The organism is Streptosporangium heterodermiicola (assembly GCF_051390675.1).
Taxonomy (GTDB): domain Bacteria; phylum Actinomycetota; class Actinomycetes; order Streptosporangiales; family Streptosporangiaceae; genus Streptosporangium.
The window spans coordinates 549931-573059 of sequence record NZ_JBPJSR010000002.1 but is presented as its reverse complement, the minus strand read 5'-3'; the positions used below and the strand labels follow the sequence as shown (position 1 = coordinate 573059).

Annotated in this window: 25 protein-coding genes and 1 pseudogene; 12 read left to right on the top strand and 14 right to left on the bottom strand. The window is 71.5% G+C overall.

All coding sequences use genetic code 11. The annotated features are described in order from the left end of the window. Positions 1-65 precede the first annotated feature (65 nt). Positions 66-899, bottom strand: a complete 834-nt coding sequence (gene folP, locus ACSC1Q_RS06355) for a dihydropteroate synthase (RefSeq protein ID WP_436757705.1) — start codon at positions 897-899, stop codon at positions 66-68. 104 nt (positions 900-1003) lie between these two features. Further along, on the bottom strand, positions 1004-1873 hold the full coding sequence (locus ACSC1Q_RS06350; protein WP_350966547.1) for a LysR family transcriptional regulator: 870 nt from the start codon (positions 1871-1873) through the stop codon (positions 1004-1006). A gap of 760 nt (positions 1874-2633) precedes the next feature. Here ACSC1Q_RS06350 and ACSC1Q_RS06345 point away from each other — a divergent pair. Both ACSC1Q_RS06345 and ACSC1Q_RS06340 read left to right on the top strand, forming a co-directional pair. Continuing rightward, the gene (locus tag ACSC1Q_RS06345; protein ID WP_436757704.1) at positions 2634-3794 is read left to right on the top strand and encodes a neutral zinc metallopeptidase; all 1161 of its coding nucleotides are present in this window, start codon (positions 2634-2636) and stop codon (positions 3792-3794) included. 299 nt (positions 3795-4093) lie between these two features. After that, complete coding sequence (locus ACSC1Q_RS06340; protein ID WP_436757703.1) at positions 4094-6139, top strand: LCP family protein; 2046 nt, start codon at positions 4094-4096, stop codon at positions 6137-6139. A gap of 173 nt (positions 6140-6312) precedes the next feature. Here ACSC1Q_RS06340 and ACSC1Q_RS06335 read toward each other — a convergent pair whose 3' ends face one another. After that, complete coding sequence (locus ACSC1Q_RS06335) at positions 6313-8391, bottom strand: spermine/spermidine synthase domain-containing protein (protein WP_436757702.1); 2079 nt, start codon at positions 8389-8391, stop codon at positions 6313-6315. Between the two features lie 171 nt (positions 8392-8562). On the opposite strand from ACSC1Q_RS06335, the gene ACSC1Q_RS06330 reads away from it, so the two are divergent. Together ACSC1Q_RS06330 and ACSC1Q_RS06325 are read left to right on the top strand one after the other, a co-directional pair. After that, positions 8563-9924: a S8 family peptidase gene (locus ACSC1Q_RS06330; protein WP_436757701.1), complete on the top strand. Its 1362-nt coding sequence runs from the start codon at positions 8563-8565 to the stop codon at positions 9922-9924. Positions 9925-9928: 4 nt separating this feature from the next. After that, the gene (locus ACSC1Q_RS06325; RefSeq protein WP_436757700.1) at positions 9929-10159 is read left to right on the top strand and encodes a hypothetical protein; all 231 of its coding nucleotides are present in this window, start codon (positions 9929-9931) and stop codon (positions 10157-10159) included. Positions 10160-10274: 115 nt separating this feature from the next. On the opposite strand, the gene ACSC1Q_RS06320 is transcribed toward ACSC1Q_RS06325, so the two are convergent. Beyond that, positions 10275-11006 carry an ABC transporter permease gene (locus ACSC1Q_RS06320; protein ID WP_436757699.1) on the bottom strand — a complete coding sequence of 244 codons (732 nt, stop codon included), beginning with the start codon at positions 11004-11006 and terminating at the stop codon, positions 10275-10277. Continuing rightward, positions 11003-11833 (bottom strand): ABC transporter ATP-binding protein, encoded by an 831-nt coding sequence (locus ACSC1Q_RS06315; RefSeq protein ID WP_436757698.1) that lies wholly within the window; start codon positions 11831-11833, stop codon positions 11003-11005. Before ACSC1Q_RS06315 ends, ACSC1Q_RS06320 begins: the two co-directional genes overlap by 4 nt. 76 nt (positions 11834-11909) lie before the next feature. On the opposite strand from ACSC1Q_RS06315, the gene ACSC1Q_RS06310 reads away from it, so the two are divergent. Further along, a complete protein-coding gene (locus ACSC1Q_RS06310) occupies positions 11910-12545 on the top strand; it encodes a TetR/AcrR family transcriptional regulator (RefSeq protein ID WP_436757697.1) in 636 nt (211 codons plus the stop codon). On the opposite strand, the gene ACSC1Q_RS06305 is transcribed toward ACSC1Q_RS06310, so the two are convergent. From ACSC1Q_RS06305 to ACSC1Q_RS06290, 4 genes are all read right to left on the bottom strand, one after another. After that, a complete protein-coding gene (locus ACSC1Q_RS06305; RefSeq protein ID WP_436757696.1) occupies positions 12527-13192 on the bottom strand; it encodes a hypothetical protein in 666 nt (221 codons plus the stop codon). The genes ACSC1Q_RS06310 and ACSC1Q_RS06305 overlap by 19 nt on opposite strands. Then, positions 13155-13664: a S8 family serine peptidase gene (locus tag ACSC1Q_RS06300; RefSeq protein WP_436757872.1), complete on the bottom strand. Its 510-nt coding sequence runs from the start codon at positions 13662-13664 to the stop codon at positions 13155-13157. Before ACSC1Q_RS06300 ends, ACSC1Q_RS06305 begins: the two co-directional genes overlap by 38 nt. Further along, a complete protein-coding gene (locus ACSC1Q_RS06295; RefSeq protein ID WP_436757695.1) occupies positions 13597-14274 on the bottom strand; it encodes a S8 family serine peptidase in 678 nt (225 codons plus the stop codon). Before ACSC1Q_RS06295 ends, ACSC1Q_RS06300 begins: the two co-directional genes overlap by 68 nt. A 91-nt stretch (positions 14275-14365) precedes the next feature. Next, positions 14366-14854: a hypothetical protein gene (locus ACSC1Q_RS06290; RefSeq protein ID WP_436757694.1), complete on the bottom strand. Its 489-nt coding sequence runs from the start codon at positions 14852-14854 to the stop codon at positions 14366-14368. Between the two features lie 299 nt (positions 14855-15153). Between ACSC1Q_RS06290 and ACSC1Q_RS06285 the strand changes: the two genes are divergently transcribed. Next, positions 15154-16182: an ion transporter gene (locus tag ACSC1Q_RS06285; protein ID WP_436757693.1), complete on the top strand. Its 1029-nt coding sequence runs from the start codon at positions 15154-15156 to the stop codon at positions 16180-16182. Here the strand turns inward: ACSC1Q_RS06285 and rpsD are convergent. Next, positions 16170-16784: a 30S ribosomal protein S4 gene (rpsD, locus tag ACSC1Q_RS06280; protein ID WP_436757692.1), complete on the bottom strand. Its 615-nt coding sequence runs from the start codon at positions 16782-16784 to the stop codon at positions 16170-16172. The genes ACSC1Q_RS06285 and rpsD overlap by 13 nt on opposite strands. Before the next feature lie 87 nt (positions 16785-16871). Between rpsD and ACSC1Q_RS06275 the strand changes: the two genes are divergently transcribed. Then, on the top strand, positions 16872-17597 hold the full coding sequence (locus ACSC1Q_RS06275) for a DUF2470 domain-containing protein (protein WP_436757691.1): 726 nt from the start codon (positions 16872-16874) through the stop codon (positions 17595-17597). 305 nt (positions 17598-17902) lie between these two features. On the opposite strand, the gene ACSC1Q_RS06270 is transcribed toward ACSC1Q_RS06275, so the two are convergent. Further along, the gene (locus ACSC1Q_RS06270; RefSeq protein WP_436757690.1) at positions 17903-18481 is read right to left on the bottom strand and encodes a ClpP family protease; all 579 of its coding nucleotides are present in this window, start codon (positions 18479-18481) and stop codon (positions 17903-17905) included. A 325-nt stretch (positions 18482-18806) separates the two neighbouring features. On the opposite strand from ACSC1Q_RS06270, the gene ACSC1Q_RS06265 reads away from it, so the two are divergent. Next, positions 18807-19001: a CsbD family protein gene (locus ACSC1Q_RS06265; protein ID WP_436757689.1), complete on the top strand. Its 195-nt coding sequence runs from the start codon at positions 18807-18809 to the stop codon at positions 18999-19001. Positions 19002-19094: 93 nt separating this feature from the next. Here the strand turns inward: ACSC1Q_RS06265 and ACSC1Q_RS06260 are convergent, their stop codons facing one another. After that, a complete protein-coding gene (locus tag ACSC1Q_RS06260) occupies positions 19095-19427 on the bottom strand; it encodes a hypothetical protein (protein ID WP_436757688.1) in 333 nt (110 codons plus the stop codon). A 113-nt stretch (positions 19428-19540) separates the two neighbouring features. On the opposite strand from ACSC1Q_RS06260, the gene ACSC1Q_RS06255 reads away from it, so the two are divergent. The 4 genes from ACSC1Q_RS06255 to ACSC1Q_RS06240 all read left to right on the top strand — a co-directional run bounded on the left by ACSC1Q_RS06255 (position 19541) and on the right by ACSC1Q_RS06240 (position 21667). Beyond that, complete coding sequence (locus ACSC1Q_RS06255; protein WP_436757687.1) at positions 19541-19906, top strand: hypothetical protein; 366 nt, start codon at positions 19541-19543, stop codon at positions 19904-19906. A 4-nt stretch (positions 19907-19910) separates the two neighbouring features. After that, positions 19911-20300: a hypothetical protein gene (locus tag ACSC1Q_RS06250; RefSeq protein WP_436757686.1), complete on the top strand. Its 390-nt coding sequence runs from the start codon at positions 19911-19913 to the stop codon at positions 20298-20300. Positions 20301-20360: 60 nt separating this feature from the next. Next, positions 20361-20627 carry a hypothetical protein gene (locus ACSC1Q_RS06245; RefSeq protein WP_436757685.1) on the top strand — a complete coding sequence of 89 codons (267 nt, stop codon included), beginning with the start codon at positions 20361-20363 and terminating at the stop codon, positions 20625-20627. A gap of 410 nt (positions 20628-21037) precedes the next feature. Then, complete coding sequence (locus ACSC1Q_RS06240; RefSeq protein WP_436757684.1) at positions 21038-21667, top strand: hypothetical protein; 630 nt, start codon at positions 21038-21040, stop codon at positions 21665-21667. Positions 21668-21746: 79 nt separating this feature from the next. Here ACSC1Q_RS06240 and ACSC1Q_RS06235 read toward each other — a convergent pair whose 3' ends face one another. Further along, a complete protein-coding gene (locus tag ACSC1Q_RS06235) occupies positions 21747-22016 on the bottom strand; it encodes a hypothetical protein (protein WP_436757683.1) in 270 nt (89 codons plus the stop codon). A gap of 496 nt (positions 22017-22512) precedes the next feature. After that, positions 22513-22950: pseudogene (locus ACSC1Q_RS06230) on the bottom strand (winged helix-turn-helix domain-containing protein); the annotation flags it as partial. Between the last annotated feature and the right edge of the window lie 179 nt (positions 22951-23129).

The window sequence follows — 23129 nt, the reverse complement described above, 5'->3', positions numbered from 1 at the left end:
CGCGGTGCGAGGCGAGGCGGGCGTCACCACCGGCAGCGGCGGCGGCAGCAGCGGCGGCGACACTGTCATCGGCGCAGTCTCTCGACGGTGGCCAGGGCGGCGCGGGCGGACGCGGCGTCGTGGACCCGGAAGACCCGGGCGCCCTGCCAGGCGGAGACCGCCAGCGTGGCCATGGTCCCGGCGTGGCGCTCGTCCACCGGCAGGCCGCCGAGGGTCTCGCCGACGAAGTCCTTGTTGGAGACCGCGACGAGCACCGGCCAGCCGGTGGCGACCATCTCGTCCAGGCGGCGGCTGACCTCCAGGGAGTGCCAGGTGTTCTTGCCGAAGTCGTGCGCCGGGTCGATGAGGATCGACTCCCTGGGCACCCCCGCCGCGACGGCGCGCTCGGCGAGGTCGACGGTGTAGCCGATGACGTCGGCGACCACGTCGGCGTAGGCGATGCGGTGCGGGCGGGTGCGCGGGGTCACGCGACCGGCGTGCGCGCAGACCAGGCCGATGCCGTGCTTGGCGGCGACTCCGGCCAGCTCGGGGTCGACCCCGCCCCAGGTGTCGTTGAGCAGGTCCGCGCCCGCCTCGGCGACGACCTCGGCGACCTCCGCGCGCCAGGTGTCGACGCTGACGACGAGCCGGGGGTGACGACGCCTGACCTCCGCGACCAGGTCGGCCACCCGGCGGATCTCCTCCGCGGGATCGACCTCGTCGCCGGGACCCGCCTTGACGCCGCCGATGTCGACGATGTCCGCGCCTCCCGCGACGGCACCGTCCACCGCCTCCAGGGCCGCCGCGAAGCCGTACGTCCTTCCCCTGTCGAAGAAGGAGTCGGGGGTGCGGTTGACCACCGCCATGATCGCGAACTCGCCGGGCCGGAACTCACGGCCGCGCAGGCGCAAGATAGTCATCGAGACCGAGCCTATAGCCCGGTGTCGGAGAGGACGGCGCTCCCACCTGCGCCGCCTCTGGGGGAAAACTGGGGAACCGGAAAAGCTGACGAGCCTCGGGGCTCCTACGCGGCCGACCCACTTTCGGCCACGGACAGGAACTCCTGCGCGATGGCGGGCAGCCGCCGTCGCGCGTGAACGATGGCGATCACCCGGCGGACCGAGGGATCGAGGGTGCGGACCACGAGCCCGGCGCGGGCGGCCTGCTCGGCCATCCCCCGGTACCAGAGCATCGAGGCCGTACCCGAACGGACGGTGCTCAGCCAGTTGCCGCGCTCGTCGAGCTGCGTCGCCACCACGGGGGCCACACCGTGTTTGGCGAAGAGCGCGTCGAACTCCCGGCGCCGGGAACTGCCGGGAACCGGCAGCACCAGCCGCATGCCGTTGAGTCTCCTCATCGGCACCGGGTCGGGCAGGTCCACGCCGGGCGGGGAGATCAGCACGATCTCCTGGCGCTCCAGCGGGTGGCTGATCAGATCGGTGGGGACGGGCAGGTCCGTCAGGCCGAGATCGGCCCTCTGGTCCCTGATGGCGCTCACCACGCCGTCCCGCCCGTCACAGCGGACGATGTGAATGCGTACCCCGGGATGTTCGGCGGTGTACGCGGGGAGGAGGCGTCCTGCCAGCCCCGGTTCGAGGCTGGGTATCGAGGCGATGCGGAGCTCCGCCTCGGACGCGTGGCCGTGCGTGGACAATGACTCGATCTCGCGGACGGCGTCGAGTGCCTCCCGGGCCAGCTTGACCACCCGGCGTCCCTGCGCCGTGACGACCACGCCACGTCCGGAACGTGCGAACAACGTCATCCCGAGCTCTCGTTCCAAATCCCTGATCGCACGGGAAAGGGCAGGTTGTGCGATGTACAGCGACCTGGCCGCGTCGGTCATGGTGCGATGCTCCGCCGTCGCGACCACATAGCGGAGCTGCTGCAGATTCATGATTTGAAGCTAGGTCACGGGCCCTGGATCGGTCCGGTACATCGCGGAGATCACCTCGGATGATTTCGGAATGTAATCGAATGCAGCGACATCCGTGACGGATGATAAATCAGTATGCTTACGCCCCAAATTCGGCAAAAGTCCGGACCTGTAGCTAAACATCGGACGCTCGGGTCAACGGGGAGACAGCGTGACAGGCAACGGGCATTACCCCCCACCGCCCCATCCACCTCAGGGGCGACCACCTCAGGCACCGCCCGGGTGGGCGGCTCAGGGCCATCCTCAACCGCCGCCGCCGGGACACCCACCGCAGCCGCCACCACCGGGACAGGGATATTCACGGCTGCCCACCTATCCGGGGCAGGGAGGCCCGCCGGGGCAGGGGAACCACCCGGGGCAAGGGGGCCCGCCGGCACCACCGCCGGGGCCTCCACCGGGACAGGCGGGGTATCCGCCGGCACCACCGGGACAGGGAAACCATCCAGCAGCGCCGCCGGGGCACGGGAGCCACCCGGCGTCGCCGCCAGGACAGGGATTCCCCGCCGGGTACGGGTACCCGCCCGCTCCCTCCCGGCAGCCACCCCCGCCACCGCCTCCGCCCGGCCAGGGGTACCCGCCTCAAGGACCGCCCCGGGGCCACCCCCAGCCGCCGCCCCCGGGATATCCGCCACCCGGGCATCCGCCGCGTTTCCCGCCCCCGCCGGTGCCTCCGCAACAGCCACCGCCGGGACAGGGATACCGGAATCCGCCGACGCCGCCCGTGGGCCGGCCGCCGTACGGGCAGGCGCTTCCCGGGGGCCAGGCGCCGTACGGGCAGGCGTTGCCCGGGGGCCGGCCGCCGTACGGGCATCCGGCGCCGCCACCGCCACCGCCGCCGGATCCCCGGCAGCGGCACGCCTACCCGCCGCCGCGGTGGCAGCCGCAGCGCCCGCGCTCCAGCGGGGCCGGGGCGGTCGTCGGCGGGATCCTCGGCGTGTCCGCGCTGGTGTTCGTCGGGCTCGTGGTGGTGGGCGCGGTGGCCAAGAACAGCCGCCGCCCGGACCCGGTCTCGCCGGTCGCGATCCTGCCGCTGCCCACCTCCCTGGACAGCAGGCCGTCGTACAGGCCCACCGCGGAGCCGAGACGGACGACGGCCTCCTCCGACATCTCGGAGGAGACGATCACGCCCCCGGTCAAGGTGCGGACGCTCGACACCAGCCTGGAGAACAACACGCTCTACCGGGCCGGAGGGCTGCCCAGGGTGAACTGCCCGGCCGGATCGGCCAGCGTCTACAGCCACAGCCAGCTCAAGGCGCTGATCCTCAGGACGTCCAAGTGCATGGACAAGGGGTGGTCCCAGATCATGCGCAAGCAGGGCATCGACTGGCGCCCGCCCGGCTACGCCCTCACCGCGACGAAGGGCCGCGGCGCCTGTGGCGACTTCCCCTCGCCGGGCAACATGGTGCCGTACTACTGCCCGCGCAACACCACCATCTACGCCTCGACCAGGGCGATGGTGCGGGGGGTCGGCAACTCCGGCGGGTACGGCTCCATCACCGACTGGCACGGCGGGGTCGTCAGCATGATGGCGCACGAGTACGGGCACCACGTGCAGCAGCTGTCGGGGCTGTCCAACACCTGGTGGCAGCGGTCTCTGCGGTCCAGCGGCCGGAGCGGGAAACTCGCGCTGAGCCGCAGGTTCGAGCTCCAGGCGACCTGCTTCGGCGCGATGTTCATGCGCTCGGTCTCGGCCAGCTATCCGGTGACCCCGGCCCGGCGCAACACCCTCTACTACTTCTACTCCCGGGTGGGCGACTGGCCCGGCTACCCCCGGGACCACGGCTCCCCGCAGAACAACAACCGGTGGTTCCGCCAGGGCTACGAGAAGAACAAGGCGTTCCAGTGCAACACCTGGCTGGCGCCTTCCTCGTCGACGTCATAGCCGACGTCACGACTTAAGGGATCATTCACCACAGATTAGCCATCTGTCTGTCATGTCCAGGTATGGGGACTAGAATCCTGGCAAATTCCGTTCAATCGGGGAACCTGGCTGTTTTGGCAGGTAGACCGGGGCAAAAAGTAGTAGGAAGCGGTGTGACGATGCGCCTTGGGCAAGACTCGGGGGATCTCGCCGGCGACAGTGGGAAACGGCGCCCCCGGCGCCGCAGCGGCGGTTCGGGCACGAACCGCGGCGGCGCGCAGGGTCCGGCCGAGACGCGAGTCCCCCCTGGCCCACCCGGCGTGCCACCGGCCCAGGACACTCCCGCCGGGGACGCGCGCAACGGGCTCCGGGCGGTTCCCGACCCGGTCCAGGGCGTACCGGACGGGCGGGGGACGCCTCCCCCGCAGCCCCGGCCCGGCGCACGGGGCGCCGCCGACGGGCAGGAGGCGCACCCCTTCCAGGGCACGCCCAACGGCCAGGGGGCCGGCGGGCAGGGAATCGGCGGACAGGGGACCGGCGGACAGGGGACCCTTCCCACGCACAGCGCGCCCAACGGGCAGGGAACGTCCCCCTCCCAAGGCCTGCCCAACGGACAGGGAACGTCCCCCTCGCACGGCGCGCCCAACGGGCAGGCCGCGTACAAGGGCCAGGAGCACCTCCCCTCCCAGGGCGCGCCCGACGGCCGGACGACCTCCTCGTCGCGGACCGGAACGGACACCCGGCCCGGTCAGGGCGCCCAGCCGGTCCACGGCGCGGGTCCGGCCCAGCCGGAGGGACGGACCGGGGGGCCCGCCGGGTCTCCTCCCGGTGGACCCCCGGGTCCTCCTGGACCGCCCGGCCCTCCCGGGAAGCGCCCGCGGTTCGCCAGGCCGCTCACGGTCGGCGCGCTCATCGGCTGGACCGCGCTGTCGGCGTTCCTCCCCGGCGCGGCGCACCTGCGGTCGGGCCACCGCCGCACCGGATACATCCTGCTCACGATCTTCGGCGCGCTGCTGCTGTCCATCCTGGTCGGCGCGCTCATCCTCAGCGGTGAGGGGAACGCGGGTTTCCTCGCCCGCGACAGCACCCTGATGACCGGGGCGGTCCTGGCCATCGTCGGCGCGATCGCCTGGTTCCTGCTGGTGCTCTTCTCCTACGTCTCCCTCGGGCCCGACCGGCTCAGCGGCAGGGGACAGATCGTGTCGGGCATCGCGGTCGGCGTGCTGTGCGTGTCGGTGATGGCGCCGTTCGCGCTGACCGCGAGCACCGTGCTGACCGGCAAGGAGACGGCCAACGCCATCTTCGAGAGCACTTCGAGCAACCCCACGGCCGTCCCCGTCAAGCACGAGGACCCGTGGGGCGGGCGCAAGCGGGTGAACTTCCTGCTCGTCGGCGGCGACGGCGCCGGGAACCGGGAGGGCGTGCGGACCGACAGCATGACCATGGCCAGCGTGCACGTCGAGACCGGCAACACCGCCATGTTCAGCCTCCCCCGCAACCTCCAGCACGTCCGCTTCCCGCCCGGCAGCGCGCTCGGCAAGCGGTTCCCCGACGGCTTCATGCGCGAGCTGCCCAACGGCGGCCTGCTCAACGAGGTCTGGCAGTACGCCGAGGACCACCCCGAACTGATGCCCGGGGTCAAGACCGGGCAGCGGGGCCCCCGGGCGCTCATGGACGCCATCGGCTACACGCTCAACCTGAAGATCGACTACTACGCCCTGGTCAACATGTTCGGCTTCGCCCACCTGGTGGACGCCATCGGCGGCCTGAGGATCAGGGTGGAGCGCGACGTCCCGTGGGGCGGCCTCTACGGCACCGCCGGGACCATCAAGGCCGGATACCGGAAGCTCTCCGGTGAGGAGGCGCTCTGGTACGGGCGCTCCCGGGTCGGCAGCGACGACTTCTCCCGGATGGCCCGCCAGCGCTGCGTCATCGGCGCCTTCGCCCAGCAGGCCACCCCGTCGGTCGTGCTCACCAACTTCGCCAAGATCGCGGGTGTGGCCAAGAAGATGGCCAAGACCGACATCCCCCGCGAGCTGCTGGAGCACATCATCGAGCTGGGGCTGAAGGTCAAGGACGCCAGGATCGTCAGCCTCCAGTTCGTGCCGCCGCAGTTCTACACCGGCTCGCCCGACTGGCAGAAGATCCGTACCGCGACCGCCAGGGCGCTGCGCCGGTCGCTGCAGCCCGCCCGCCGCCCCCTGGCCGCGACGGCCTCCCCCGGTACGAGCGGCGCGAACGGCACGAGCGGCGCGACACCCGTCGCCACGCCCAAGCCCTCCAGGACGGCGGTGGCGGCCGGACCGAGCCAGACGCCCACCCAGAACGGCGAGGCCGAGTCCCTGGACGAGCTCTGCGGATTCTGACGGCCCCGCGCGAGCGGTTCCGCCGCTGACGGCCCCGCGCGACCGCCACACGCGTGTGGCCCGCCCTCCTTCACAGGAGGACGGGCCACAGTGCTTTCCCGGAACCCCGGAACCCCGGAACCACGGCGCCTCAGAACCCCGGAACCCCCGGAACCCGCCGGGTTCAACCGATCTCAGCCGACCTTGACCCCTCCGACACCCCCGGCACCCCCGGCGCCCCCGACCGCCCCGGAGGTCCTGGGCAGCAGGGCGAAGGCGCCCAGATAGACCAGGCCCGCCACGATCAGCAGTCCCTGGTAGCCGATGATCAACGCCAGGTACTCCAGGCAGCCGCCGACCATCGCGCCCAGCAGGTTGGCGCCGAAGGACACCGTGGCGTCCGCGGAGTCGGCGAAGCGCTTGGCGAACACCACGTTGGCCGCGAAGATCGGCAGGAACGCCACGACCACGGCGGTCACCGCGCGCAGCGGCAGCGGCAGGCCCAGCAGCCAGGAGTTGGGCACCAGCCAGGCCAGGACGAGCCCGGCGAGCAGCACGCCGTACATCACCGGCAGGGACGGCACCCGGAAGCGGCGGGTCACCTCCACCGCGGCGAGCACGGCGACCAGCACCCCGCCGAACACGATCGCGTTCACCACCCAGGTGGTGCCGAACAGCAGCGCGAACCCGGTGACGCTCTTCGTCTCCAGCAGCAGGAACGCCACCCCGAGCAGGAAGAGGTCGGCGTACGGGCGCATCCTCCGGTACGGACCGGCGACGGCCCGGACGGCGAGCAGGCTCACGATGAGGATCAGGCCGAGGGTGATGATGTAGATCTGCGGGATCGTCTGGTCCTTCAGGTAGAGGAAGGGCCGGTCGTCACTGGCGGGGGGCGGGGTGTCCAGGGTCGCGCCCGCCCACTCGGAGCCGCACCGCTGCGCCTCGGTGGTGAGCCCCGCGGTGATCACCGCCTGCTGGCCGGTCTCGCTGACGATGTCGACGCAGGGCTTGTGGCCGAAGGCGGCCTGCATGGTGGAGCCGAGGCGGTCCACCAGCCAGGTCTCGCGGTAGTAGTTGTACATCGAGAAGGCGCCGCCGGGCTTGAGGTGGTCCCTGGCCGCCTCCATCGCCTGCCGGGTGAACAGATAGCTCTCCAGCCGCAGCGAGCTCGCCCCGGACACCAGGGTGAGCGAGTCGGGCAGCGCGAAGAGGATCAGGTCGTACTTGTCGGAGGTCCGTTCCAGGAAGGCGCGCCCGTCGGTGACGTGGGTGGTGACCCGGGGGTCGCTGTAGGGATTGTCCGGGTGGTACGAGCGGCCGAGTTCGAGGAGCTTGGGGTCGATCTCCACGGCGTCGACGTGCTTGGCGCCCTTGGACAGCGCGATCGACACGTCGGTGCCGCTGCCCGCGCCCACGATGAGCACGTTGTCCAGCTTGCCGGAGGCCGCGCGCTCGTACGGCAGGGCGTACTGGCGCTCCCACTCCAGGCGGCTCTTGGCCGGGGTGGCCTGCTGGTGCGGGATGCCGTTGACGTCGATGTTCATCAGCGGCACGTCGTTCCAGTAGCCGCGCACGTAGGTCACCTTGTAGTAGGGCGACCACAGCGCCCCGGCCGTCAGCGTCTCCGTCGCGAGGACGCCGACGACGATCAGCGACGGCACGAGCAGCGCCGCGCGGGCCCAGACCTTGCGGGGCCAGAGCAGCACCGCGTAGGCGATCGCGGCGATCGTGCCCCACACCACCGGGGGCGCGCTGAGGAACGACAGCGCGGTGAACAGCGCGATGCCGCTGAGGCTGCCGATCAGGTCGTAGCGGTAGGCCTCCAGCCGTTCGAGCTCGGGGAAGCACCGCCCGACCAGCTCGGCCGGGCCCATCAGCACGATCGCCGCCGCGGCGAAGATCACCGGCAGGATCAGCCAGGGAGGCGGCCCGCTCGCGCTCAGGCTCGTCCAGTACAGGACGCCCTCGGTCTGGCGGTCCACGGTGACCGGGAAGAGCCACACGACCAGGACCAGGGCGGCCAGCACGATCGGCGAGTAGTACGGCTGCCGGGTGCTGCGTCCCACCCGCAGGAAGCCGAGCCCGATGCCGAGGAAGGACCCCAGCAGGACGAAGTTGGTGAAGTAACTCAGATGGACGATGTTCGATCCGGTCCACCGGATCAGGGCCAGCTCCAGGAAGAGCATGAAGCCACTGGCCACTATCAGTCTGGGCCGCGTGCTCAGCCAGTGTGTGTGCCGGACATCGGGGTTGGGGGGTGGCTCTGCGGTCATGACGCCCAACGCTAGTGACCGGCACCCGCGCAGGGAAGGAAATCCACGCCCGTCGTTTACACGGATTACACACCATGAGTCCGGATGGGAGGTGATTTCAACGGCTGGACGCGATCGAGGCGGATGCAGGAACGTGGTGGGGCCCGATCCCCTCGAACCCCGGTGGTGCACATGCGGGTCCTGCTCCAGCTCCGTCCCTCCCCCGACGTCGTCGCGGCCGTGGCCGATCCCGCGGTGATCACTCCGGCGGCGGCCGACGTCGTCGACGCGCTGCCCGGGGTCGTCGTGGATCCCTCCTTCGTCCCGGTCGTCGCGCCCCGGCCGGTCCCCGTCGCCGGGGGCGACCCGCTCTCGCTCAACCAGCCGCTGACGTTCTCCTTCGCCGACGACGAGGCCTCCGTCCTGGTCCGCGGGGAGATCTCCGACGACGAGATCTCCACCCGGATCACCCTGCTGCCCTCGCTCCGCCCCGACGTCGTGGGAGTCTTCGCCGACCCGGTGATCGAGCGGGGTCTCACCTGCGGCGGAACGCCCCCGGTGGGCGACTGGCGGGACGTGGAACGGCTGCTGAACGTCGCCGAGCTGGCCCGCGAGGGTCTCGACGGCTCTGGCGTCGCGCTCGCGGTGCTCGACACCGGCATCAACGCCGCGCACGTGGCCCGGCGCCTCGACCGCGCCGTGGCCCTCGACGCGCGGCACAGCTGGAAGCCGTCGGGGGTACGCGGCGAGGCGGGCGAGTTCCCCGTCGACCACGGCACGATGTGCGCCTTCGACGCGCTCATCGCCGCGCCGAGGGCGTCGCTGATCGACGTGCCCGTGCTGCTGTCCCGGCGCCCCGGCGGCAGCGCGCTGGACGGCCTGCTCTCGGACGCGGTGGCGGCCTTCGCCCACCTGCGTACCGTCCTGGAGGCCCAGCCCGCCGCCTCGCGCTCCCTGGTCGTCAGCAACAGCTGGGGCTCCTTCTCCCCCGACTGGGACTTCCCCGCGGGCCACCCCGGCAACTACTCCGACAACCCGGCCCACCCGTTCAACCTGATCGTCGCGAGCCTGGAGCGGGCGGGCGCCGACGTGCTGTTCGCCGCGGGAAACTGCGGGCGCGACTGCCCCGACGGCCGGTGCGCGTACCCCAGCCGGCCGATCACCGGCGCCAACTCCCACCCGCGCGTCCTGTCGATCGGCGGCGTCGACGTCCGGGGCGCGCGGGTCGGCTACTCCTCCCAGGGGCCCGGCCGCCTCACCGCCCGCAAGCCCGACCTCTGCGCCTACACCCACTTCTCCGGCTCGGGGGCCTTCGGCGACGACGAGGCCGACTCGGGCACCTCGGCCGCGTGCCCCGTCGCCGCCGGGCTGGTCGCGGCCGTACGCACCCGGTGGTCCTCCTCCCGCCTGTCGCCCGCCCAGTTGCGCACCCTGCTCCGGCGCACCGCCGACGACCACGGCGACATCGGGTTCGACCACGACTACGGCTACGGCGTCGTCGACACCGCCGGGATCCTCACCTCGTTGCGTCGCCGCGCCAAACGCGTAGCGTGAGTGCATGCTCCTGATCACCGTACGGCTCCCGCCCGACGCGACGCTCGCGCAGGCCATGCGGCGGCTGGAGTTGTCCGACGAGGACGTCGACACCGACTACGGCCTGGTGCTCATCGACCCCGCCAAGGGGCTGTACGGCCTGCGGGTGAGCGAGTCCGCCGCCCACCGGGTCTCCCCGGCGGGCGGCGGCCCCTACTCCGACCCGAGGATCGAGCCGTACGGCCCCCCGGGCTGAACACCGTGCTGCTCCTCGGGTGGGGCCCTTGTCCCGGCCCGGCGACGGCTCGGGAACGCCCCGGCGACGACCCGGCGGCGACGCCTCCGGGGGAACCGTCGGGAGAGACGGGCGGTCAGGCGTTCTCGCGGTTGAAGACGCGGGTTCCCACGACGACGCAGAGCACGGACAGGACCACGGTCACGGCGACGCCGAGGCCGACGGTCCAGTTCGCGTAGTGGCCGTTGAACAGCTCGCGCATCGCCTCCAGCACGTAGCGGAACGGCGTGACGCGCGACAGGACGTCCAGCCAGCCCGGTGCCATCGACATCGGCAGGAACGCGCCGGACAGCAGGACCAGCGGGACGATCGCCGTGCTCATGATCGGCGCGAACGCCTCGGGGTCCATGACGAGCGCGATGGCGTTGGACAGCGCGGCCAGGCTGACGCCGAGCAGGATCATCAGCAGCAGCGCGACCAGCACTCCGGGAACCGCCGCGCGCAGGCCGAAGGCGTAGCCCACCGCGATCAGCATGATCGACTGGATCACCAGGGTGAGCGAGTTGGCCAGGACGCGGCCGAGCAGCAGGGAGACGCGGTGCGCCGGGGTGACCCGCAGCCGCTCCAGCACCCCGGCCCTGGCGTCCATGACGATACCGAACCCGGCCAGGCCCGCGCTGAACAGCGCCACCTGGATGAGCAGGCCGGGGATCAGTGTCTCCCAGGGGCCGATCGTGACGAACAGCGGGCCGAACAGCACGAGATAGAGCAGGGGCTGCAGGACCCCGAAGATGATCCCCGCCTTCTGCCGCAGCGAGATCCGGACGTTGTGCCGGAAGATCAGCCAGGTGTCGCGGACGGCGCTCATCGCTCCCCACCCGCCAGGTTAGCCGCCCGCCGCTCGTCGCCCGTTCCCGGGGAGTCCGGTGAGCCCGGGGAACCCGGTGAGTTCGAGGAGCCCGGTGGATCGTCTCTCAGGGAGCGGCCGGTGATGGACAGGAAGACGTCGTCGAGGGTGCCGGTGCCGCCCTTGAGCTCGGACGGGGTGCCCTGGGCGACGATCACGCCGCCGTCGATGATGAACAGGCGGTCGGCGAGCGTGTCCGCCTCGTCGAGATAGTGCGTGGTCAGGAAGACCGTGAGGCCGAACCCGTCGCGCAGTCCTCTGATGTGCTCCCACAGCGCGGCCCGGCTCTGCGGGTCCAGGCCCGTGGTGGGCTCGTCGAGGAAGAGCAGGACGGGGTCGTGCACCAGGCCGAAGGCGAGGTCGAAGCGGCGGCGCTGACCGCCGGAGAGCGCGCCGCCCGGCCGGTCGCGCAGCGCGGTGAGCCCGAACCGGCCGAGCACCTCCGCGACCCGTTCGCGCGCCTCGGCCGGGCGCATGCCGTACAGCATGGCGTGCAGTTCGAGCTCCTCCCCCACCGGGTTCGACAGGTCTATCCCGCCGCTCTGGGACACGTAGCCGACGCGCCGCCGCACGCCCCTCGGGTCGGTGAGCAGGTCGTGGCCCGCGACCGTGGCTGTGCCGCCGGTGGGACGCACCAGGGTGGTGAGCATCCTCATCGTGGTCGTCTTCCCCGCGCCGTTCGGGCCGAGGAATCCGACGATCTCCCCGGCCTCCACCGCCAGGTCGACGCCCCGGACGGCGGCCACGCCGCCGGGGAAGGTCTTGCTCAATGCCGATGTCTTGATCATTTGATCGCCTCCATTTTTACAGTAACACCAATTTTGGAGTCACTGAAAAAATAGTCCGACACCTAGGATGGGATCCATGAACGAGGGCCTGCGCGAGCGCAAGAAACGGGAGACCAGGCAGCGCATCTCCGACATCGCCACGTGGCTGTTCGTGACGAAGGGCTTCGACAACGTGACGGTGGCCGAGGTCGCCAGGACCGCCGACGTGTCGGTCAACACGGTCTTCAACTACTTCGGCACCAAGGAGGACCTGCTCTTCGACCGGCAGGAGGAGGTGGAGGACCTGCTCAGCAGGGTCGTACGGGAGCGGAAGCCCGGCGAGGGCACGCTGGGGGCGCTGCGCCGCGACTTCCTGGACGCGCTCGACACCCGCCACCACCGCTACGGGTTCCACGAGGGAAGCGACGCCTTCACCCGCATGGTCTCGCGGAGCCCGTCACTCAACGGCCGGGTGCGGGAGATGAACGAGGCGCGGGAGAAGGCCCTGGCCAGGACGCTCGCAGAGGAGGCCGGAGCCGATCCCGGCGACCTCACCCCCGTGTTCGTCGCCGCCCAGGTCAGCGCGGTGCTGCACCGGCTGATGACCCACGCCGTCGAACGCATGCTGGCGGGCGAGACCCTCGACGCCATCGCCCCCGACCTGCGACGGCACGCCGAACGCGCCTTTGGACTGCTGGAGTCGGGCATCGGCGACTACTGCGTCCGCCGGTAGGACGTCCCCCGGGCCGTCACGACCGGGAAACCTCCGTCCTCGGAGGGCCTGGCGCTCTCGTCGACGCTCGGCTCCCAGGCCAGGTTGCCCGCGTAGTACTCCGTGCGCGTCCTCGGCGGCGCGACGGGCGGCAGCAGGGACCCGGCCGGATAAGCGATCCCGGGGACGACGGGGTAGTTGGTCCGCCACGCCTCGGCGCCCTTCACGTCGGCCGCGTACCCGGCGCTCACCGGCGCCGCCGACCCGCCCGGCACGGTGATGTCGAGGTCGCGGGCCTTCCTGCCGTCCAGTACGAGGTCCAGCTTCCCGGTGACCGCCAGGTCCGGGTGGGCGGCCACCGTGGACGTGCCGTCGTCACCGGGCATCAGCGTGGCCGCGAAGTAGGTGCCCGGCGGCACGCGGAACGTGGACTCGGCCCCCATCGCGTAGAACACCAGACCGTTCGCGGGACCGGCGACCATCGTGATCGCGTTCACCGCCGGGGCGCCGGTACGGTCGAGCGAGGTCACCGTGACGTCCGCGCTCGGCCGCTCCCTGAAGACGCTGAACGGCGTCTGCACGCCGATCCCCGGGGCGGTCGCCACCACCCGGCCGGAGAAGACGTCGTAGTCACTCCTCGCGGCACCGGTCTCGGCACGCAGCTCCACCCGAGGCCTCCCCGCCCGCCGGCACGGTCAGCGAGGGGGCGCCGAGGGTGAAGGTCCCGGCCGGCGCGGCGGTGGTGAGGGCCAGGGCCGGCGTGACCGGCGCCTCGCCCGCGTTGCGGTACGTCAGCGCGCGGGCCAGGGGGCCGTCCTCGCCGGGAGACTCCCGGAGCCCGAAGGCGACCGTCGCGGGCGAGGCGCTGACGGGCTGGTCCAGCACCCGGACCAGGTCGAGCTCCCCGGCCCCCTGGGTGAACACGTCGTAGCCGGCGTGCGCCCTGGCGGAACCCACCAGGACCGCCTTGCGCCGCTCGGCCGTCCACTCCGGGCGGGCCTGGGTGAGGATCGCGGCGCCCCCGGCCACGTGCGGCGTGGCCATCGACGTACCGGAGTGCGCGATGTACGCGTCACCCGGCTCGCCGCCCGCGCTGTGACCGCTGCGCGCGGCGACGATGTCCGTGCCCGGAGCGGTGATCTCGGGCTTGACGCCGTGGTCGCCGAGGCGCGGGCCCCTGCTGGACGTAGGAGTCCACCTCGCCGGTCTTGGTGACGGCGCCGACCGCGAGGGCCGCGTCCGCGGACGCCGGGGAGCCGATCGTCCGCGCGAGGCCCCGGTTTCCGGCCGCGACCGCGAACAGCGCGTCGTACCGGTCGGTGAGCCCGTCGACCGCCGCCTCAAGCGGGTCGACGCCGGGAGCGTCGGGGGCGCCGAGGCTCAGGTTGACCACCTTGGCACCGGACGCGACGGCCCACTGCATGCCCTCCAGGATCGACGACTCGGGGCACAGCCCGTCGCCGCCGTAGTCGAAGCAGACCTTCCCGTCGAGCAGCGTCGCCCCCGGCGCGACGCCACGGTACCTGCCTCCGGTGGCCGCGCCGGTACCCGCGAGGGTCGAGGCCACGTGGGTGCCGTGCCCGTTCAGGTCGTCGTCGCCCTCATAGTCCGGGACGAAGTTGCTCCGCCCGGCGATCTTGCCCGCGAGATCCGGGTGGGTGTCGTCGATGCCGCTGTCGAGCACCGCGACCTTCACCCCGGTGCCGTCCAGGCCCCTGGCCCACGCGGCCGGCGCTCCCGTACGGGGCACGCTGACGTCGAGCGTGGGGACGCGCGTGCCGTCCAGCCAGAGCTTGCCCGTCGTCAGGGACGTACGCAGGGCGGGCCAGTTCCCGCCGAGGTCACGGGCCCGGGACCTCCGCCGCGAACCCGTCGATCGCCGCCAGCCTGCGGCCCACCCTCAGCCCCCGCGCGACGGAGGCGCCCGAGGCGTCCGACACGATCAGCGGCAGCGCGGGGAGCCGGTCGTAGCCGCCCGCGAGCAGCCCGTTCACGTCGAACAACCGCCGGTCGAGGCGGTCGGCGCGCAGCAGGGGGACCGCGTCGCTGGGCACGACGTACTGGTGCTCACCGTCGCGGTAGCGCAGGAACCGCACTCCCTCGCGGGGCCTCACCGCGATCCGGCCGCCGGACGAGGTGACCGTGTCGCCGGTGACGAGGCCCAGCGTCCTGACGGCCGCAGCCTCGCCCGCGAGCGGCTCTCCCGCCGCCGATCGCTCCGCGGCTGGTGGAGAGGCCGGAGGGGACGGCTCCGCCTCGGCGGTGCCCGCGCCGGTACCCAGGAGGGCGGCGACGAGCGCACCGCGCAGGGTAGGGCGGCGTCTTCGCATGGGGGGCTCCGTTTCGAAGCGGCGGGCGGCGCCCCGCGTCCGGATCCGTCGGACGGGTGGCGCGGCCAGCCGGAGGGGGGCACGCGGAAGCCGGCCCGCCGTGACATGTCGGGTCGCGCGGGCCGGCTGCCGCGGGCTGGAAACAATGTGCACGGTACACATTTTTGTGCCTCGCGATGTTTCCGGACAGCAAAGATCAAATGGCCGGAATGTTTCGCGACACGCGAGGAGGATCCGGAACTTCACCAGTCCGTTATGATCTTGGCTGTTCCCGGCCCCTCCGACCCCCAGGAGTCCCCGTGCCCTCGCGCGAGCGTCTCCGCGCCCTGCTCGAAACGCACCGTTTCCAGCAGTTCATCATCAGCGTCATCGTGATCAACGCGGCCACCCTCGGGCTGGAGACCTCGGTGGCGACCGTCGAGCGGTACGGCACGCTGCTCACCTTCGTCGACCATCTGGCGCTCTACATCTTCGTCGTCGAACTGGTCGCCAGGCTCTACGCCTACGGCTGGCGGTTCTTCCGCAACCCGTGGAACCTCTTCGACGCCGCGATCGTGACGGTCTCGCTGCTGCCCACGGCGGGCGGGCTCTCGGTGCTGCGGGCGCTGCGGATCCTGCGGGCGCTGCGGCTGATCTCGGTGGTGCCGAGCCTGCGCCGGGTGGTGACCGCGCTGCTCACCGCGATGCCGGGGATGAGCTCGATCGTGCTGCTGCTGGCACTGGTGCTCTACGTCACGGCGGTGATGGGCACGAAGCTCTATCACGTCACCGCCCCGGAGTACTTCGGCGACCTGCCCACCTCGCTGTTCACCCTGTTCCAGATGATGACCGGGGACGCCTGGTCCGACATCACCCGCGAGGTGATGGCCGTACACCCGTCGGCGTGGGTGTTCTTCGTGGCGTTCATGCTGGTGTGCACCTTCGTGGTGCTGAACCTGTTCATCGCGGTGGTGGTCAGCGCGATGGAGGAGGAGCACGCCGAGGAGTCCGTGCAGGCGACCGAGGACCTGGGCCGGGCGGTGCTCACCGAGCTGGCCACGCTCCGGGCCGAGGTACGGGAGCTGCGGGACCGGGTCCCGGTGACGCCGGACGGCGGTCCGGGCCCGGCCGCGAAGGGCACCCCGAACGCGGCCGGGAACGGTGGCCGGCCCCCTGCGCGCACGCCGGCGAACGGCGACGAGGGGAACGGCGGCTCGGACGCCAAGAGCACGCGGGGGAACAACGGCTCGGACGCGAAGGGCGTACGGGGGAACAACGGCGCGAGAAAGCCCGCCACCCGGGGGGCAGCGGGCCGGCGCCGCGGATCGGCGCCAGGTCAGCGCGAGTAGAACTCCACCACGAGCTGCTCGTCCACCGGGACCACGACCTGCTCGCGCAACGGGCGGCTGAACAGGGTGAACTTGAGCTCGGCGTGATTGACGTCGAGGTAGGCGGCGATCCGGTCGTCCGCGTACGTGCCCTCGGACGCGGCGACGAACGGCTGCATCCGGCGTGACTTCTCGCGCACCGCGACGACCTGGCCCGGCTTGACCAGGTAGCTGGGGATGTCGACCTTGCGGCCGTCCACGGTGATGTGGCCGTGGGCGACGTACTGGCGGGCCGCGTAGATGGACGGGGCGAGACCGGAGCGCAGGACCAGGGAGGCGAGGCGCGTCTCCAGCAGCACCACCAGCTCCGCGCCCGCACGCCCGGTGCCGCGCAACGCCAGGTCCCAGTAGCGGCGCATCTGCCGCTCGGAGACGTCGTAGTACCAGCGCAGCTTCTGCTTCTCCATCAGCCGCAGCCCGTAGTCACCGGTCTGCCGCCGGTTGGTCTTGCGACCGTGCTCACCCGGCGGGTAGGGGCGCTCCTCGAAGTAGCGGACGGCCTTGCGGGTCAGCGGCACGCCGGCCCTCCGGGAAAGACGCACCTTCGGTCCGGTGTAGCGCATGCTCACTCCTGTGTGGTTAGGTCTACCTTAGTTAGGCAAGGCTAATCTTATACAGCAGTATCTCCCGACCTCAAGGAGAGCCGGTCCATGCAGCCCGTCACCGCTCCGCCGATCCCCGAGCGGGTCCGCACCCTCGCCGCCACCGCCGCTCCCACCCACGTGTCCATCTCCGGGACCACCGGCGCGGCGGCACCCGCCAAGGGCGGCGTGGACGGCGCCGGCCGTCCCGTGCTGCTCGTCCTGCCGGGCGACCCGCTCTACGACGCGCGGGACGAGCCCGTGGTGACCGTGGACCTGACGTCGAACCGCTCACTGGGAGAGCACGAGCTGTCACGCGGCCTGCTCAAGGTGCAGGGCTGGGTGCAGGCCGTGCCCGAGGCCGAGGTGCGGGAGACGGCGGTGGCGATCGCCGAGCGCTGCCCCGACGAGGCGCTGTTCGAGGTGCTTGAGGGGACGGACGGCCCCCGGCTGCTCCGCGTCGACGTCGGCAGGGTGATCTATCTCACCGGGCCGGAGTCGGGCGTGCTGGACGCCGAGGAGTATCTCGGCGCCGCCCCCGACCCCCTGATGGGCGACGCCGAGCGCATGCTCCACCACATCAACGACTCCCACCGCAGGCAGCTGGAGACCGCGCTGGGCTCCCTGCTCGCCGCGCCGGTGCCGGAGGCCTGGCTCTGGGAGCTCGACCGCTTCGGGGCGACCGTCCGCTGCGGCGTGGACGACCCGACGCTGATCCGCCTCCCCTGGCCCTCGCCCATCACCGACGCGGAGTCTCTCGAACACGCCGTACGCTGCCTGCTCTGCCACCACTGACGGAGTCGTCACGACCGGAGTCGCCACGGCCGGAGTCGCCAACGGGCGGCAGGGGTGCTCGGGGAACGGCCGCTGGAGTCGAGATCGGGCGGCAGCCGTTCGGCGGCCGACGGGGCGATGTTCTACCGCGTTCTGCCGCGTTCTGCCGCTTTCTACCGCTTTCTACCGCGTGTTTATCGCTGTGGCGCCATTTCCGGCCACGACTGGAAATGGCGCCATGCCATTCCGCGCGAAACCGCCCCGGACGCGAAATTATTCCCAGGGTACGATCATCCCGAGAGGAATTTCGCCTCGGGAACGGAATGTCAGCCCTCGGACACCACCTCGCTGGTGTTCCGGATGACCTGGTCGACGAAACCGTAGTCCTTGGCCTCGGGGGCGGTGAACCAGCGGTCGCGGTCCCAGTCTTCCTCGATCCGCTCCAGCGGCTGGCCGGTGTGGAAGGCGATCCGCTCGCGCATCGTCTGCTTGGTGTAGAGCATCTGCTCGGCCTGGATGGCGATGTCGGCGGCCGTGCCCCCGAGCCCTCCGGAGGGCTGGTGCATGATCACCCTGGCGTGCGGCAGGATGTAGCGCTTGCCGGGAGCCCCCGAGCAGAGCAGGAACTGCCCCATGGACCCCGCGATGCCCATGGCCACGGTGGCGACGTCGTTGGGGATGTACTGCATCACGTCGTAGATGGCCATTCCGGCCGACACCGAGCCACCGGGTGAGTTGATGTAGAGCCAGATGTCGCGCCGGTCGTCGTCGGCGGAGAGCAGGAGCAGCTCCCCGCAGATCCGGTTGGCGACCTCGTCGCTCACCTCGCTGCCGAGCACGACGATCCGCTTGCGCAGCAGCCGCTGGTACAGCTGGTCTTCGGGGACGATCTGGGGACCGCTCATGTCTTCCACCTGCTCCGAACCCGGGTTTGCGAATAACGAACATTCGCGACCATAGTCCCGCCGGGGACCGCGTTTTCCGTTCGTTCGCTGTCAGCGCTTTCCGCTGAAAGCGCAGCGTCCGTCACTCCGTTTCCCCGCCGCGCCCGGCCGTTCCCGGACCGGTCTCGATCGTCCCGAAGCCGGGCACGGCCGTTTCACGCCCCGGGCACGGCCGTCGGCGCCGGATCGACCTGGCCTCCGGAGGCGGGCATGTTTACCCCCTCCTCTGCGGGAGAGGGAGATACCACTGCGTGGACAAAAATCCACAAACGGGAGGGATCACACCATGGGTGCCGACGACAAGATTGCCAACAAGGCCGAAGAGCTCGGCGGCAAGGTCAAGGAAGGCGCGGGACGCGCCACCGGCGACGAGCGCCTTGAGGCCGAGGGCAGGACCGACCAGGCCGACAGCCACCTCAAGCAGGCCGGGGAGAAGCTGAAGGACGGCGTGGAGAAGGTCAAGGACGCTTTCAAGAGCTGATTCTCGATCATGTGGAGGGGGTCCCGGTTCTCCGGGACCCCCTCCACCGCGTTCGGGGCCGGGTTCTGGGGGAGGGACGACTCCTCAGACTCCTCAGGAGGCCGGGCCGACCTCCGGTTCCGGTGTTCCGTCGCCAGAGGTGTCCTCCCCCGCGTCCCCCTCGGCCTCGTTCCCGCTGCCCCCGGTGTCCTCGCCGTCCCCGTCGCCGTCCCCGTCGTCGGTCCCGGCGTCGGTCGCGCCTTCGGGGCTTTCCTCTTCCGGGGTACGGCGCGCGTCGTCGGGGTCCGCCAGCAGCGGCCGCTCGGGGAAGGTCGTGTCCGACCCCGACCGTTCCGCCACGACCCGGGTCTCGCCGTCGACACCTCGCGGGCCCGCGGGCGGCGGGTCCTTCTCGGGCGTGTCGCGCTCGGCCGTGTCTTCGCTCACCTCAGGAGTCTCGGTCATGCCGATCCCCTCCCCTGGGAAAGCCCAAATATGTCGCCGGCAGGCATGGGGCCGGTCACCCGGGTAGGGAAACCCTCGACGAAGGGAGCGAGATCATGACGGTTACCCGGTTTCAGGATCTGCCGCTGGCCGATCACGACAGGACCTGGGACGGCGAGGCGGCCGAGAAGCGCGTCCGCTCGTGGTCAGGTGCCGCCGACGAGCCCAACGCCCGCTATCGGGAAGCCCATCTCTGGTACGACGGCGACGAACCGGAGAACTTCGGGAGCTACAAGCTCCCCATCGCCGACGTGATCGACGGCAGGCTCAAGGTGGTGCCGCACGCCGTACGGGCCGCGGGAGGGATCCTGCGGGGGGCCCGGGGCGGGGTCAAGGTGCCCGCGGAGGACCTCGGCCGGATCAAGGCCCACCTGGCCAAGTACTACGCCAAGATGGGCGAGGACGCCCCGTGGGAGTCCTGACCGGATGACGCGCTTCGCGTTCGGCCTCGACCCGGCGTGGCGGATACCGCTGCTGCTCTTCGGGGTGGGGCCCGGCCGGGCCTTCGCCGAGGTCCGCGAGGGCGAGTTCGCGGTCCGCTTCGGCTTCTGGTCGCTGCGCACGCCCCTGTCCAACGTCGCGGGCACCACCGTGACCGGCCCGTACACGCCGTGGAGGGTCATCGGGCCGCACCTGTCGCTCGCCGACCGCGGGGTGACGTTCGGCACCAACGCCAGGCGGGGCGTGTGCGTCCGGTTCCGCACCCCGGTGCCCGCTCTGGCGCCCGGCGGTCTCCTGACCCATCCGGGCGCAACCGTGACGGTCTCCGATCCCGAAGGACTGGTGGAAGCCCTCGAACGGTCACGTCGAACGTGAGCCGGGCACATGACAGCGGGGCGTCCGGGTAAAGGACGCGTTCCGAACAAGGAGGGAAACATGACGGCCGAAGGACAGATGCCGGAGGAGACTTCGGCGAGCGGGAAGCCCATGGTCGCGGCCACCCCGCGCGACGTCGTCCACATTCGCCTGGGCTCGTTCGCCCTGATAGCGGTGATCGGCCTCGGAGTGCTCGGTGTCGTGGCCGGGATCACCTGGCTCACCGTCGCGATGGCGGTGCTGGCCGTGGTCGCGATCGCGGACATCGTCCTGGCGGTGCGCAGGCAGTCACGCACCGCTCCGGGCACGACGACGGAAGCGGGCTGAGCCACCACGAACGGCTCCCGGGACGCGCCCCCGCGTCCCGGGCCCGGCACCTTCCCCCCCGTCCCCCTCCGCCCCCCGCCCCCCGCGCGGGACGGAGGCGAGCCACCCTCCTGACGACCTCCCGTACGACGCGGGACAGAGGCGGCCACCTCCCCGGGAACATCCCGTACGACGTGGGACGGAGGCGGGCGCCTCGCGGATGACGTTTTCGTACGACGGGGGGCGTACGTGAGAAGCCATCCGGTGGAGGACGGCCCGGCGGGCGGTCCCGGCCAGAGTGGAGTGGACACCATGACGATCCCGTCCCGCTCCCGCCGGGCCGCCTCACCGGTTCTCCCCACACTCCTGGCCCTCGGCGGCCCGCGCGGCAGGGGCCGGTACGCGGCGCGGCACGTGCCCGGAAGGCGCCCATGCCCGCGACCATTCCCTCCGACGACCGCACCGCGCCGCGTACCGCCCGCCGCCTAGTGCCGGTCATGTCGCCTCCGGTCCGCAGGACCGTCCTGACCCTGCACGTGGTGTTCTCGGTCGGCTGGCTCGGGCTCGACCTGGGGTTGCTCACCCTCGGGATCACCGCCCTGACGACCGGGGATCCGGAGCTGCTGCGGGCCTCCTACCTGGCGATGGACGTCTTCGGTGACGTGCTGATCGTCCCGGTGGGCCTCGGCGCGTTGCTGACCGGCGTCCTGCTCTGCCTGGGCACGCCATGGGGGTTCGTCAGGTACCGCTGGGTGCTGATCAAGCTGGTGACCACGCTGGCCGCGGTCATCGCGTCCCTGTTCGCGCTGCGCCCCCACATCGAGACGGCCGCCACCGCGGTGTCGAAGGCCCTCCCCGCGGAGTTGCCCTCCCTGGATCTCGGCGGCGTGGACCGCGTCCTGGTCGTCGCGCCGAGCGTCGCGCTCGCCCTCTACGCGCTCAACACGGTGCTCTCGGTCTTCAAGCCGTTCGGCCGGACGGCGTACGGGCGGCGCCGATCGGCCCGGCCGGATCGCGTGGCCGGGCCGCGGCGGGCGGCGGTGACGCCACCGTCACCGTGACGGCGAACGGCGCCGGGCGTGGTCGGCCACGCCCGGCGCCGTCATGCCCGGCCATTACCGTGCTCTACCGTTTTCCGGCTTACCAGATGCGGTAGACGACAGGATTGTAGAAAGGCCGGAAGCCGAAAGGAACGTAGTTGTTGTAGAGACCGAACGGCGAATAGCGAGGGTAGAAACCGAAGGGGTTGAACGGGTCGAAGCTGCTGCTGCCGGCGGTCGCCGGGAGTGCCGACAGGGAGGCGACCTGCTGGGGCGCCGCGCTTGCGCCGGCGGGCTGGGCCGCCACCGTCATGCCGACGATCAGGGTGGATGCCACCAAGGTGCCGGCGGCGAGAGCATGCTTGAACATGAAAAATCACTCCGTGTCTGATGGTTGAACCCGGCGTGCCGCCAGGACTTACAGGGCGCCGAACAGTTTCCAGGAAATATGCTGAATCGACGTCACGTAAGACGCTAGTTCAGAGCCATAAGAACTTTCACCCCAGAAAGGACAAAGCCTTGGTCCGGGATCGTCGCAGGAAAGGACCGGAAAGGAAAGGCGGGGGTTACACCGGAGTGGAGATCACGCGCCCGTTTCCCTTGGGGCCCCGCGCCCCGCCCACAGCCCCGCCCACAGCGCCACCCGTCGCACCGCCTGCCACGCCGACCATCGCACCACTCCGCACCGCCTGTCGCGCCACCCCGTACCATCCGCCGCACCGCCCAGCGCGCCGCCTACCGCGCCACCCGGTACCGCCTGCCGCACCGCCCAACGCGCCACCCCGTCGCACCGCCTGCCGCGCCGCCCGTCTCGCTACCTACCGCACGCCTGCCGTAGCCGCCTATCGCCCTTCCTGTCGTCCCGGGCGCCGCGCGGTCCGGCGCACCGGCAGCTGGAAGCGGCCGGTCCACTCCAGCCGGTCCAGCAGATAGGCCACGCCTCGCGCGGTGTAGGAGACCTGGAACCTCTCCGCGATCAGCGCGGCGACGCGCTCGGTGGTCCAGCGGCTGTCGTCCCAGCCGTGGGCGGCGGCGCCCTCCTCCAGGGCCTGCTCCAGCCGGGCCAGCTGCTCGTCGGTGAGCTTGCGGCCGCTGCCGGACCCCTTGGAGACCAGCGCCGCCCTGCCGCCCCGCCGCCAGAGCGCGTACCACTCGTAGGCGGACTTCCGGGTGATTCCCAGCAGCCGGGCCACCCGCGCCGGCGCGATCTCCCCCGCGAACATGTCGGCGGCCCGGAACCGCAGCCTCTCGCGCCTCTCCCGCTCCTGCGCGGACAGCCCGCCACCCCTGTCTGAATATCTCATACTTTAAGGCTCTCACCTGGGCAAACGGGATCTAACAGGCACCCGCCCCGTGTCACCCCGGCGGTTCCCGGCCGCCCCCCCCACGGCCCACCCGGGCGGCCTCCAGCGCGCGGGGCGGGACATCGCGCCCCCTCGGTCTCCAGGTGCCGGACGGGCGAGGTCTCCCCCGGCCGCTCTCT

Excerpts from the sequence above, each read along its gene's own strand:
- folP (WP_436757705.1), bottom strand. The coding sequence starts at position 899 with ATGACTATCTTGCGCCTGCGCGGCCGTGAGTTCCGGCCCGGCGAGTTC.
- ACSC1Q_RS06325 (WP_436757700.1), top strand. The coding sequence starts at position 9,929 with ATGCTCCTGATCACCGTACGGCTCCCGCCCGACGCGACGCTCGCGCAG.
- rpsD (WP_436757692.1), bottom strand. The coding sequence starts at position 16,784 with ATGCGCTACACCGGACCGAAGGTGCGTCTTTCCCGGAGGGCCGGCGTG.
- ACSC1Q_RS06255 (WP_436757687.1), top strand. The coding sequence starts at position 19,541 with ATGACGGTTACCCGGTTTCAGGATCTGCCGCTGGCCGATCACGACAGG.
- ACSC1Q_RS06310 (WP_436757697.1), top strand. The coding sequence starts at position 11,910 with ATGAACGAGGGCCTGCGCGAGCGCAAGAAACGGGAGACCAGGCAGCGC.
- ACSC1Q_RS06250 (WP_436757686.1), top strand. The coding sequence starts at position 19,911 with ATGACGCGCTTCGCGTTCGGCCTCGACCCGGCGTGGCGGATACCGCTG.
- ACSC1Q_RS06265 (WP_436757689.1), top strand. The coding sequence starts at position 18,807 with ATGGGTGCCGACGACAAGATTGCCAACAAGGCCGAAGAGCTCGGCGGC.
- ACSC1Q_RS06335 (WP_436757702.1), bottom strand. The coding sequence starts at position 8,391 with ATGACCGCAGAGCCACCCCCCAACCCCGATGTCCGGCACACACACTGG.
- ACSC1Q_RS06245 (WP_436757685.1), top strand. The coding sequence starts at position 20,361 with ATGACGGCCGAAGGACAGATGCCGGAGGAGACTTCGGCGAGCGGGAAG.
- ACSC1Q_RS06330 (WP_436757701.1), top strand. The coding sequence starts at position 8,563 with ATGCGGGTCCTGCTCCAGCTCCGTCCCTCCCCCGACGTCGTCGCGGCC.
- ACSC1Q_RS06270 (WP_436757690.1), bottom strand. The coding sequence starts at position 18,481 with ATGAGCGGTCCCCAGATCGTCCCCGAAGACCAGCTGTACCAGCGGCTG.
- ACSC1Q_RS06240 (WP_436757684.1), top strand. The coding sequence starts at position 21,038 with ATGCCCGCGACCATTCCCTCCGACGACCGCACCGCGCCGCGTACCGCC.
- ACSC1Q_RS06320 (WP_436757699.1), bottom strand. The coding sequence starts at position 11,006 with ATGAGCGCCGTCCGCGACACCTGGCTGATCTTCCGGCACAACGTCCGG.
- ACSC1Q_RS06350 (WP_350966547.1), bottom strand. The coding sequence starts at position 1,873 with ATGAATCTGCAGCAGCTCCGCTATGTGGTCGCGACGGCGGAGCATCGC.
- ACSC1Q_RS06275 (WP_436757691.1), top strand. The coding sequence starts at position 16,872 with ATGCAGCCCGTCACCGCTCCGCCGATCCCCGAGCGGGTCCGCACCCTC.
- ACSC1Q_RS06315 (WP_436757698.1), bottom strand. The coding sequence starts at position 11,833 with ATGATCAAGACATCGGCATTGAGCAAGACCTTCCCCGGCGGCGTGGCC.
- ACSC1Q_RS06235 (WP_436757683.1), bottom strand. The coding sequence starts at position 22,016 with ATGTTCAAGCATGCTCTCGCCGCCGGCACCTTGGTGGCATCCACCCTG.
- ACSC1Q_RS06290 (WP_436757694.1), bottom strand. The coding sequence starts at position 14,854 with ATGCGAAGACGCCGCCCTACCCTGCGCGGTGCGCTCGTCGCCGCCCTC.